This is a genomic window from Rhizobium sp. CB2179 (genome assembly GCF_057653455.1).
On record NZ_JBYGKR010000004.1, the window covers coordinates 405,845 to 417,699 of the forward strand.

Below are 11,855 nucleotides of genomic sequence, written 5' to 3' on the forward strand. Positions count from 1 at the left end.
ATTCAGGCGTAATCGTCCTGGTCAACGGGCATCGAACGCGGCTCGGCCCAGGGCCTCGTGTCAGAGGCTCTCACGTGCTGATAAGGGCGATGCCGCGACTTCGGAAGCCGAGCGTGGCGTCGGAGGCGACCGGTAGGATACGGTCGACGGCGTGGTCGACGATGAAGAGCGTGCCGACGTCGGTTTCGACCTCGTACTCGACATGATCTCCGAGATAGGCCGAATGGAGGATGCGGCCGGCAAGCCCGTGCCCCCCTCCCTCGGAGAGCGCGATCGCGCCGGGACGAACGGCAAGGCTCGCCGCGCCCGGCGTCGCCCTACCCGCCGGCACACGATGTTTGAAACCGCCAATGCGGATGTCAGCATCTGCGCCATCGATGCCAACCACCTCGCATGGGATGACATTCGCCTCTCCCATGAAATCAGCGATGAAGGCGGAAGCCGGCGATTCATAGAGGTCGCGCGGGGCGCCGGACTGGGCAACTTCGCCATCCTTCATGATAATGATGCGGTCGGACACGGCAAGCGCCTCGTCCTGATCGTGCGTGACATAGACGGCGGTGAAGCCGAGACGCTGCTGGAGTTCGCGGATATCTGTGCGTACCTTGCGGCGCAGGCGCGCATCGAGGTTGGAAAGCGGCTCGTCGAGCAGCAGCACCTGCGGCTCCAGCACCAGCGCGCGGGCGACGGCGACGCGCTGCTGCTGGCCGCCGGAGAGTTCGGCGGGCAGGCGATGGCCCATGCCGGCAAGGCCGACCAGCGCCAGCCCCTCCTCTGCCTTCTCGCGCGCTTCCTTGCGGTTGAAGCCGGAGGATTCCAGGCCATAGGCGACGTTGTCGCGCGCATTCATGTGCGGAAAGAGCGCATAGGACTGGAAGACCATCGAAACATCGCGCTCATTGGCCGGCAGCATGGTGACGTCCTTGCCGCCGATCAGGACTTTTCCGGCCGAAGGATGTTCGAGGCCTGCAAGCATGCGCAGCGTCGTCGTCTTGCCGCAGCCGGAAGGGCCAAGCAGGGTGACGAGCGTGCCGCGCTCGATGGTGAGCGAGAGGTCCGGAATGGCGGTGAAGGCTCCAAACGTTTTGCGCACGTTCTGGAAGACGACGGAACCGGCTTTGGGGTTGATCATGCGATTTTCTCCTGGCGAGAGGAAGCGGATGTGGCGAGGCCGGCGACGCGGTTTTCACGGCGCAGGCGCCGTTCGCCCACGATGAGCTGGAAGCCGGCGATGACGGTGATCATCACGACGATCAGCATGGTGGAATAGGCGATGGCCACACCGTATTCCCCGTTCTCGACGAGGCCGACGATGTAGGAGGTCGCCATGTTGTACTCGGCGCTGACGAGGAAGATGACGGCGCTGATGGAGGTGATCGCGCGCACGAAGGAATAGACGAGCGCGGCGGTGATGGCCGGGCGTAAGAGCGGCAGGATGACCTTGCGGATCGTACGGAAGCTGTTGGCCCGGAGCGTCAGGGAGGCCTCATCCAGGCTCTTGTCGAGCTGGCTCATCGCCGCGATGCCGCCGCGCACGCCGACCGGCATGTTGCGGAAGACGAAGCAGGCGATCAAGATGAGGGCCGAGCCGGTCATTTCCAAGGGCGGCAGATTGAAGGCCATGATGTAGCTGACGCCGATGACTGTGCCGGGAATGGCAAAGCTCATCATCAGGGCGAACTCGAAGGCATTCTTGCCGACGAATTTTTGACGCACGATAATGTACGCCGTCAGCAGGCCGACGGCGGCGGTCAGCGGGGCAGAAACCAACGCGATTTCCATCGTTGTCCAGAACGAGTTCCAGGCGACGCCCGTCCAGGCAATCCCATTTTCGAAGCTGATCGAGAAGGCCTTGGCGTAGTGGTCGAGCGTCAACGAGTTGTCGAGACCCCAGGTCTTCACGAAACCGCCGATCAGGATCATGCCGTAGATGACGAGCGTGAAGAGAATCCACGGGATGACGACGGCGTGAACGCCGATCGACAGCCCGCGCGGCAGAGCAATATGCGATCCGCTATCGCCCTTGCCGGTGACGGTGGCGTAGTTCTTGCCCGACAGCCAGACGCGCTGGGCGAGGAAGGCGGACAGCGTGAAGAGCAACAGCACCGTTGCGAGCACGGCGGCGCGCGACGGATCGTTCTGCGACCCGACCACGGCAAAGAAGATTTCCGTCGAGAGCACGCCATTGCTGCCGCCGAGCACCAGCGGATTGCCGAAGTCGGCCATGCTTTCGATGAAGCCGATGAGGAAGGCGTTGGCGAGACCGGGCTTCATCAGCGGCAGCGAGACCCGCCAGAACGTGCGCCAACGGTCGGCGCGCAGCGTCGTGGACGCCTCCTCCATCGACGGGCTGACGCCCTCGACGACCCCGATCAGCACGAGGAAGGAGATCGGCGTGAAGGACAGCACCTGCGCGATCCAGATGCCGGTGAGGCCGTAGAGCCAGCGCCCGGGCTCGAAGCCGAACAGTTGCGACAGCCCCTGCGTGACGACACCGGCGCGCCCGAAGAGCAGGGTGAGCGCCAGACCGATGACGAAGGGTGGAGTGATGATCGGCAGGATCGTCAGCAGCCGAAGGCCCTTCTTGAAGGGAAAACGCGTGCGGGTGGCGACGAGCGCGAAGGCGAGGCCGAGCAGGGTCGAGCCGAGGCCGCTCATGATGGCGAGCCAGAGCGTACGCCAGGCGACGCCGCAGCGACCGGCGCCGATCAGGCAATTGAGGCTCCAGATGCTTGGATCCTGCACGTTACGGATGAAGTTATCCGCATTGAAAGACCCATCGAAATCCTGCACCGAGCCGACGAACATGCTGCCGATCGGGTAGAAGACGAAGACTGCGACGAGGAAGACGAGCAGCGCAATCGCGCTGACGACAAAGGCGTCGCCCTTCATGACACCGCGCTCGGCAAGGCCGAAGGCGAAGAGCAGCACGAAGGTGATGGCAGAGAGCACCGCACCCGCCCCCATGGAAGCCTGGCCGTTCGAGAGTGTGCCGAAGAGCGTTTCGCTCACCGTCCAGGTCCAGCCGGACAAGCCGATGGCGAGGCCCTGGAGCGACAGGAAGAGAACACCGATCGCGCCGGTCCAGGCGAGCGCGGCGCCGCGGCGCATCGGGTCTGCCATGCCGCGGGCCACGATCGCCAGAAGAAAGAGCACGAGCGCACCGGCAAGCCACAGCCGGCCATGCGCGAAAATCTGCACGATACCGGGGGCGGCCTCCGGAGAAAGGGGGAAAGCGGCCAGCCAACCGAGTCCGAAGAAGCCGTTCTCGATCCGATACCAGGGCAATAGGGTCAATGCGACCGCGCCGAGGACAAGGACGATGTCCAGCCTACGATTGCCATGTCTCATGGCTGACCTCGCTGTCTTTGAGTGTGAGGAGGCGGCGCCCGGGGAGACGGGCGCCGCCGGTCAGGGCATCAGTTGGCGGCGGCGCCGATTTCCCGATCCCAGCGTTCCAGCAGTGCCTTGCGCTTTGCTGGGTCGCCATAGGTCTTGAAGTCGTAGTCGATCAGCTTGATGTCCTCGAAGCGCGGCGCCTCCTTCGGGATTACGGCGCTCTTGTTGGAAGGCAGCTGGAAAGACTTGGCATCCTTCATGCGCGACTGGACTTCCGCCGTCAGCGCCCAGTCGTACCAGACCTTCGCATTTTCGAGGTTGCGGGCGCCCTTGATGATCGACATGGAGCCGATCTCATAGCCGGTACCCTCGCAAGGCGTGATCGACTTGACCGGGAAGCCTTCAGCCGTCTGCGCCACCGCATCGTGCACGAAGACGATGCCGAGCGCCGTCTCGCCGCGTGCTGCGGCCTTGACGGGTGCCGATCCGGACTTGGTATATTGCGATATGTTGCCGTTCAGCTTCTTCAGGTAGTCGAAAGCCTGGTCCTCGCCCATGATCTGCACGAGAGAGGCGAGCGCCGTGTAAGCGGTGCCGGAAGAATTCGGGTTCGCGATTTGAATTTCACCCTTCAGTTCCGGTGCCAAAAGGTCGGCCCAGCAGACTGGCTCCTTGTAGCCCTTGGTCTTGAAGATTTCCGTGTTGTAGCCCCAGCCGAGCGCGCCGGCATAAACGCCGACGGTCTTGTAACCGGAGCTTTCTGCCTGCTTCTTCGCCCAGTCGTTGAGTTCGTCGAGTTTCGACGACTTGTATTCCAGCGTCAAATTTTCTGATGCCGCCTGGAGATGCGGATCGCCTGTACCAGCCCACCAGATGTCGGTCTTCGGGTTACGAGACTCGGCGCGCACCTTGGCATAGGTCTCGCCCGACGAGAGGCGAACCATGTTCACCTTGATGTCGCTATGCGACTTCTCGAAATCGCCCTTCATCTGCTCGCAGATCACGACGTCCGCCGAGCAGATGAGGTTGAGTTCGCCGGCCGCCTGCGCCGGTAGCGCACCGAGCGCCGTGCCGGCGAAGAGCATGAGGGAAAGGGTCTTCATTTTCATTGGGGCATCCTCCTGTTGCCTGGGTTAATTCTCGCAAGAACAAGACACAGCGCGGCCATCGGCCTGCCCGCGGCGGCGTGTGCATGTTTTCGGATTGTGGTTTGTCGAAAGACCTTGATCAGTTTGTCACGGCGATTTCCGCATCGAACCTGCGGAGCAGTCGACTTCGTTCACCCGGCGAGCCGAAGGTGGCAAAGTCATAGTCCACCATCTTGATCATCGAGATATCCGGGGCTGCAAGCGGCAGGCTGGACTTCGCGTTGGATGGCACTTGGTTTTGGCCGGACGCCGCGCCCGTACCCTGCCCTTCCGGGCTCAGCGCGAAATCGACGAAGCGCTTTGCTTCTTCGATATTTCTTGCGCCTTTGACGATGCTCACGGCGCCGATCTCGTAGCCGGTGCCCTCGCAGGGCGCGACGATGACGAGGGGAAAGCCGACTTGCTTCTGCGTGACGGCGTCATGCATGAAGGAAATGCCGATGAGCGTTTCTCCGCGCGCCGCCGCCTTGACGGGCGCAGCCCCCGAGGGGGTGTAACGCTCGATATTTCGGTTGAGCGCAGCCAGATAACGGAAAGCCTCGTCCTCGCCGAAGAGCTGCACCAACGTCGCAAGCGCCGTGAAGGCGGTGCCGGACGAATTCGGATTGCCGCTCTGGATGCGGCCGCGATAGGCGACGTCCGTGAGGTCCTTCCAGCAGGTCGGCGCGGGCAGCTTCAGCTCGCGCAGCAGGTCGGCATTGTAGGCAAAGCCGAGCGCGCCTGCATAAATGCCGGCCGAGCGGCCGCCGGACATGGCGAAGAAGTTCTGCGCCCACGGCAGCATGTCGCGCTCACGGGCAGGCTGATACGGTTCGAGAAGATTTTCAGAACCGGCCTGCAGATGGGTATCGCCGGTGCCGCCCCACCAGACATCGACGGTAGGCGCCGCTTTCTCCGCGCGGATCTGATTGAGGATATCGCCGGTGCTCTTGCGCGTCACCGAAATTTCGAGCCCGGTCTTTGCCTCATAGGCCGTCTTCATCGCGGCACACCACATCTCGTCCACACCGCACAGAACGGTGAGCGACGGGGCTGCCATGCCGGTGCTGGCGCTCGCCAGCCACAAAGCTGCTACCGCGCTGAAAGCGGTGATGCCTCTCACAATTTCCTCCCATTGGACGGTGCGTCCCAATCTCCGCAGTCAGGATGTCACATCTGTTTCGCTGCGCAATCGAAGAATGGTTACGGTTCTTACAGCGGGAGCGGCTTCATCGTCGAAAACATGACAAAGGTTACAAATGTGACAAACCGCATAACAAGAGCTCGCTTTGAAGATCGTGACGGCTCTGCCTATAATAGGCGCGGGAGGACGTGCATGTGTTGAATGAGAGGATAACCATTCTGATCGTCGAGGACGATCCGGACATGGCGGAGCTTATCTCCGACCTGGTTGAGGCGGAAGGATGGACAGCGCTCACCGCGCCGTCGGCGGAAGAGGCCACGATCGTGCTTTCGCGCGAAACCGTGCATCTCGTGCTCGTCGACCATAACCTGCCCGGCACCTCCGGCCGCACCTTCGCGCAGCGCCTGCGCGCACAGGCCAATATCGGCATTGTCATGGTGACGGCTGCCGGTAGCGCCGTGGACCGGGTGCTCGGTCTCGAAACCGCGGCAGACGACTATGTCGTCAAACCCTTCGAGCCTATCGAGTTGACTGCCCGTATCAAGGCCGTGCTGCGCCGGACGATCCCCTCGCTGAAGCCGGACCGGGAAAGTGAGCGGGAGCATGAACCCACATCCCTGAAGCTCGGCGAATGGTCGGTGGATCTCAAAGGCCGCCGCGCCATCTGCCGCACCGACCCCGCCAAGTCGCTCACGAGCGCCGAATTCGCGCTGCTCGAAATCCTCGCCGAAACACCCAACACACCCGTTAGCCGCGCGCATATCCTCGATCGATTGGGCGCGGAAAGCGAGCGCTATATCGACCGCAATGTCGACGTGCTCGTGCTGCGTCTGCGTCGCAAGATCGAGCGCAATCCGGACCTGCCGCGCCATATCAAGACGCGCCGCGGCAAGGGCTATGTTCTCGACACAGACGATGGCGAGATCGCACCGTGATCAGCCGCCCCTTCCTCTCCTCCATCGCCTTTCGCCTGCCCTTCGCCATCGCCTTCATCTGCGTGCTCGTCTTCAGCCTTTCGACCATTGCCGTCTACGGCCTGCAGCGGGCGCGCCAAGAGATGGCCGCCTATGGCCTGCAGGCGTTTTCAAGTCTCGCCAAGGCCTCGCTGGTCTCGCGGCAGGTTTCCGATCTCGTCTCCAGTGCGCCCTTCCTGATGAATGCGACCTCACCCTACCGGGTCTCCAGCGAAAGCCGCTCGGTCGTCGTGCAGGTCGACGCGCTTTTGCGCGCCATGCAACCTGAAAACGACGGGGCTGTCGTGCAGGGTTTTGCAAGTAGCCGCATCATCGAGCTGCTGGAAACGATCCGCACGCAAACGACGACGCTTGCGGGCGACGCGGAATCGGCCCAGCAGCACAAGGCGGAGGCTGCGGCAGCGCTCGGCGAGATCGCGACCGGCAGCGGCATTGCAGATGCCGGTTTCCGCAGTCGGTTGAATGCCATCGTGCAATCCGCCTCCAACTCGGACAGCCTCTTTCAGCTCGGCGAATTGCGCCGGCGCTACGTCTCGGAAACCGCCCCGCGCCTCGAACGCGCTGCGCCTGACACCCGGATTGCCGCCGCCGAGCTTGCGCCTTACGAACGGGTCTTCGAGGCACAGACGCGATATCTCCTCGAAATGTTCGCCATCCGCGCCGCCGTCTCGCGCCTGCACAACGTCTCACGCGATCTGTCGCATGCGACTGAAACCCAAAGCGAGGCCGTCGCCCGCAGCCTCAGTGATGACCTCGTCTCGACCTCCGATGCCTTGAGCCGCATCCTCGTCATCGTCGCCGTCGCCTCGCTGCTGGTGCTGGCAATGGCCGTCGTCTCGATCCGATCGGTCATGCGCGTCTCACGCGGCATCGTCTCCCTTTCGAACGGCATGAACGCGCTGGCAGAAGGTCGCAAGGATGTTGATACGCCGCGCTATGACGGCACGGAAACCGAGCTCGTGCGTCTGCTCGAAGCCTTCCGCGCGTTCCGGGAGAGCGTCGAGCGCGTGACGCAGCTGCGGCGCACGGCAGAGGCCGCCGCACGCACCATCCGCTCCACCTTCCGCAGCATGAACGAGGGCATCGCGTTGTTTGATCCGCGCGGCCGGCCGATCACCATGAACCGGCGTGTCATCGAGTTGGTCGGCTGGTCTGGTTCGGCCAGGAAATTGCCGCTCCGCAGTTTCGTGGCGCCGCTAACGGAGATCGAGCCGACCCTCCTGCCGGCCGAAAACGATGCTGGGCTGCTCTCCGATCGGTCGGTGCTGCGCCACCGCTCCGACGCGGGGCGGGTGACGGAAGTGTCGCTGTCGCGCCAGCCCGATGGCGGAATCGTGCTGCTGGCGCGCGATATTACCGACATAGACCGGCAGGAGGCGGAGGCAGCAAAGATCCAACGCCTCGACGGCATCATGCGCATGACCCACCAGGTGAGCCACGAAGTAGGCAACATGATCGGCATCATCACCGGTAGCCTCGGCCTGCTGGAGCGCGAAACCGGCTTCAATGACCGGCAAAAACGGCACCTCGCCCGCATCCGTAAAGCTGCCGACCGTGGCAGGTCGCTGGCCGGGAGCATGCTTTCCATCGGCAGCCAGCAGCCGATCCATCCAGGCGCGGTGGAGATTGGCGCCGTGCTGCGCGGAATGGCCGACGTGCTGGAAATCGCGATCGGCGAAAATTGCCGGCTTGCCTTCGAAATTGCCGATGGCCTGCCTATCGTCTTCATCGACACGGCGCTCTTCGAGCAATCGATCCTCAATCTCTGTCTCAACGCCGCTGCGGCCATGCCAGCGGGTGGAACAATCCTTATTCGTTGCTCCCGCAGCGAGGCTGGCGTCAGCGTCAGCGTGACGGATGACGGCATCGGCATGTTGCCGGAGGCCGTCGACAAGGCGTTCGAGCCCTATTTCACCACGCGTGGCGCGGAAGGAGGCGCGGGTCTTGGCCTTGCAGTGGTCTATGGCTTCGTACGCCAAAGCGGTGGAGACGCTCGCATTGCCTCGCTACCGGGCAAGGGAACCGTCGTTGAACTTTTGTTTCCGGCGTGAATCGAGAGCACCAGGCTCTGGTTTTCGCGAGCTTCAGGTCGTCATCGAGGGTATGCTGCATCGCCATCTCCCCATGGAATGAGCTCGGTCCGAAGCTAACAAATGCTTCCGGACCGAGGCCATCGCGTCAATGCGAGGCGCCGGAGCCGCCTACAGCAACGATCGTAAAGGGCTTGCCTTCGACTGGGATCGCACGAACTTCCTTCAAGCTCTCGGCGTCGACGATGCGAACCAGCGAATGCCGCGGATCGGTAATGGCAAGATGGGCGTCCGCAACAGCGAGACGCGGACGCGGATCACGCCAATGGCCGTCCTTGCTGTAGGCTTCCGTGACCTTACCCTTGCGAACGATCTCGCCCTTGATCACGTCCAGCACGTGAAGATCACCGTCCTCCGTCAGCACGTAGCGTCGTTTGACTACTTATCACCATCATAACGCATTGAAATTTTGGTAAATCCCGCGTTAACTAGAAGCGATATGGCCTATTACTTCTGCCACCAATAGGGCAGGTGTCGGTAATGAGCCGCCTTTGCGCTCAGATGTAAGCTCTTGGATCTGTAGCGCAGAGCGCAAACCGATCTCCGAACGGCTCTCCGTCCTCTGCGCCAGGGCGAAGAACTACCCATTCGCCCGCACGGCGCACCAGTAGGCAGGTTGAGAAGCTCCTTGAGCAAGCGCTTGAGGGTTACGACATCGCACTAGGGCAGCGGAAGAACCGCCATCCGATCGACACGATCGGGGATCTCGCGGCCCGGCCGGTTCATGGCGCCGTTCAGGCCGACCTCCGTCCATGACGATCTCTACGACGAACACGGCCGTCCAAACAGATAGCGCTCGATACATCCGTCGGAGGTCGCAAAGCACGAGCATCTCGCCGGCCAATTAAAGGCACTCGCCTCCAATCTCGCTTATCGCGAAGTCTGGTGCCCTCTTTCCAAGGTCTCTCCCCTCCCCTCCCTGCCAGGTGCCGGAACCGTTGCTCCCCAAAATTCGTGGTTCATCACCTTTGGGATCCGATCAAGCGCTCGGAAGATCTCAGGCACGGGCATGGCGGTCGGTTGAAGCTGAACTCCGCCGGACGGATCTTTGAGAGTGCTCGGGCCGCATGCGCCTGACACGGTTCACAGGCGTCGGACATCCTGGTCGGCTTCTGACCCCGCTGGCTTGGGTTCCCCGGTTCTTTCTCGTCACCATCGCCGGAAACCGCAATGCGGCCGGCGGTGCGAGCCCCCCATCCGTCCGCGCTGGCGGATAAGCTCCAGCGCGCGCCGCGGTGTACTCGAGAAGCTTCTGAAGGCCCGCGAGGCCAAAAGCCACGCTGATATTCGTGACCGGGCGCTCTTGTTGACCGCCTTCTCGTCCGGGCTCGACGACCCAAAAGCAGGCCCACTTCGCATTGAATATCATGTCGATGAGGGGTCTGCTGACAGTCCTGGTGATGCGGCATCGCTCTCCTGCCCTGCCCTGCCCTGCCCTGCCTTCCGTCTCGGCGCTCCCAGGATAACAGCGGCGGATGAGGGTGTCGTATTGATCGGCCGACCGGGGAGGAACGGATTGGCACGGATCGAACTGGCCCGGTCTTCCGACGAGCAACATCAATCGGCGAGCAGTTACCCCATGCGATCGGCCTGATCTTGAAGAGCCGCTGCTCCCGCATGATCGGATCATCTACAAGCGGCGCAATCGCATCGAAAGACGCTTCAATCGCCTGAAGCACTCCCGACGCTTTGTCACCCGCTACGAGCGTCGAAGTATCCACTTCACATGATTCATCCATCTCGCTGCAATCAAGATCTGGATACCATGAATGTCGACACCAGTTCGTAGGCAATCTTCTGACCATCTTTGAGGCCACGCAGGTCAGCCCGCTCTACCGCGAAATGTGGACGAACACATCGGTACTGCCGTCGTCCGGCTGGATGAAGCCGAAGCCATTCGTTGCGTTGAACCACTTTGCCGTACCGGTCGCCATTGCGTCTTCCCTTTGATCGTAGTCTTGCCGGACTTTCGGTCCAAGCAACCCTCCTATTATCGCTTGTACTGATAGACGTTTCTGAACTCCACGAAAGCCATCCCAACATTTCCCTGCCCCGCCGACCCCTCACAGTGGCGGCGCGACTTCGGTCTTGCTGTTCAACCCGGATGCCGACGGGCCGCGGCTTGGGGGAACTCGAACTGGTTGTCTTGCGGATGAGATCGCCGAGTTTGCGAAAGCCAAACGTTCGTGGGTCGAAGTCTGACACCAGGTTCTGGAGCCGACGGTGCGCAGATTGCTACGTCGGTCTTCGGTGCTCTCTTGTGACAGCACCTTTGATGAACGGCACGGTCACAGTTGCTGGCTGCAACGAGTTGTCGGCAGGCGCGGGGCTCTGCTCGTCTATGGTTTCGCCCGGGGAAGAACGTTCTCGGTGTAGATGAACCGCTGGCAGGCCAGTCGGAAACTCTCGGCCGGTCTTCTGCTCGCCACAGGTGAAAACATCGACGCCCGGCTCTCGGATCCGGGCGGCGAACCGCGTGAAATCGCTATCCGACGACGGCAGGCAGAAACTGTCGAGAGAACCACTGTGCAACAGTCCATCGCATGGATCATCCGCATAATGTCGGAGTCGTTTTCCCCGTCGTTTAGGCAAACCGCGCTGGGAATGGACGCTTGCTTGTCCAATCGATCCGCCCGGCCCTCGATCGCGATCCGGTGAACCCCCAATGGATGCGTCGGATGCCTGCCTCGCCTTTTCGGCCGCCTCTCCAAGCAGGCCTCTGCAATCCTTGCCGAGGTAGGGTCAAAGGCGTCGACAGTACGGTGAGGCGCGGAGATCGCATTTTTGACCGAATAAGAGTTCTTCTGCTTGCGATAGGATATGCGGCCTCCGCGATTCGCCGGCGTCTCGGATCTCACGCCAGGCGATCGGTCGATTGCCGGCATTCTCTCTCTGATCTCCGTCGCGACACGTTTTGAGCGGCAAAGACAGACCCTGAGTCGCGAAAACTTTTAAGCCATTGCGCTTGTTGCGAAAATCGACCGTTTTGACGGCAGTCAACATGATCTGTGAATATGAAAACCACGACCTTCCCTTTAACAGAGAATCGCTATGACCTGCACTTCTGCTGTGCGTTGACTTCCTGTTAACGCTATTTCCCTTGTGAGACTCAGAGAATCGGAGATAATGACGACATTTCTTCGGTTTTGGTGATTTTATCGACAGAATGGTCCAAGGCACA

General features: G+C 61.8%; 6 protein-coding genes and 2 pseudogenes. 2 read left to right on the forward strand and 6 right to left on the reverse strand.

All coding sequences use genetic code 11. From position 1 onward, the window contains the following. Positions 1 to 70: 70 nt before the first annotated feature. The 4 genes from AC244Q_RS33480 to AC244Q_RS33495 all read right to left on the reverse strand — a co-directional run bounded on the left by AC244Q_RS33480 (position 71) and on the right by AC244Q_RS33495 (position 5,589). On the reverse strand, positions 71 to 1,132 hold the full coding sequence (locus AC244Q_RS33480) for an ABC transporter ATP-binding protein (protein WP_012759968.1): 1,062 nt from the start codon (positions 1,130 to 1,132) through the stop codon (positions 71 to 73). Further along, positions 1,129 to 3,351, reverse strand: a complete 2,223-nt coding sequence (locus AC244Q_RS33485; RefSeq protein WP_128407553.1) for an ABC transporter permease — start codon at positions 3,349 to 3,351, stop codon at positions 1,129 to 1,131. The genes AC244Q_RS33480 and AC244Q_RS33485 overlap by 4 nt, the downstream gene beginning before the upstream one ends. A 68-nt stretch (positions 3,352 to 3,419) precedes the next feature. Next, the gene (locus AC244Q_RS33490; protein WP_012759966.1) at positions 3,420 to 4,448 is read right to left on the reverse strand and encodes an ABC transporter substrate-binding protein; all 1,029 of its coding nucleotides are present in this window, start codon (positions 4,446 to 4,448) and stop codon (positions 3,420 to 3,422) included. 118 nt (positions 4,449 to 4,566) lie between these two features. Next, complete coding sequence (locus AC244Q_RS33495; RefSeq protein ID WP_128407552.1) at positions 4,567 to 5,589, reverse strand: ABC transporter substrate-binding protein; 1,023 nt, start codon at positions 5,587 to 5,589, stop codon at positions 4,567 to 4,569. A 215-nt stretch (positions 5,590 to 5,804) separates the two neighbouring features. Here AC244Q_RS33495 and AC244Q_RS33500 point away from each other — a divergent pair, with 215 nt between their 5' ends. Both AC244Q_RS33500 and AC244Q_RS33505 read left to right on the forward strand, forming a co-directional pair. Next, positions 5,805 to 6,545, forward strand: a complete 741-nt coding sequence (locus tag AC244Q_RS33500; protein WP_012759964.1) for a response regulator — start codon at positions 5,805 to 5,807, stop codon at positions 6,543 to 6,545. Further along, positions 6,542 to 8,635 carry an ATP-binding protein gene (locus AC244Q_RS33505; RefSeq protein ID WP_128407551.1) on the forward strand — a complete coding sequence of 698 codons (2,094 nt, stop codon included), beginning with the start codon at positions 6,542 to 6,544 and terminating at the stop codon, positions 8,633 to 8,635. Before AC244Q_RS33500 ends, AC244Q_RS33505 begins: the two co-directional genes overlap by 4 nt. 127 nt (positions 8,636 to 8,762) lie before the next feature. On the opposite strand, the pseudogene AC244Q_RS33510 reads toward AC244Q_RS33505, so the two are convergent. Both AC244Q_RS33510 and AC244Q_RS33515 read right to left on the reverse strand, forming a co-directional pair. After that, positions 8,763 to 9,041 (reverse strand): annotated as a pseudogene (locus tag AC244Q_RS33510) (hypothetical protein); the annotation flags it as partial. 1,382 nt (positions 9,042 to 10,423) lie between these two features. Then, positions 10,424 to 10,608: pseudogene (locus AC244Q_RS33515) on the reverse strand (cold-shock protein). Positions 10,609 to 11,855 lie beyond the last annotated feature (1,247 nt).

Excerpts from the sequence above, each read along its gene's own strand:
- AC244Q_RS33480 (WP_012759968.1), bottom strand. The coding sequence starts at position 1,132 with ATGATCAACCCCAAAGCCGGTTCCGTCGTCTTCCAGAACGTGCGCAAA.
- AC244Q_RS33485 (WP_128407553.1), bottom strand. The coding sequence starts at position 3,351 with ATGAGACATGGCAATCGTAGGCTGGACATCGTCCTTGTCCTCGGCGCG.
- AC244Q_RS33490 (WP_012759966.1), bottom strand. The coding sequence starts at position 4,448 with ATGAAAATGAAGACCCTTTCCCTCATGCTCTTCGCCGGCACGGCGCTC.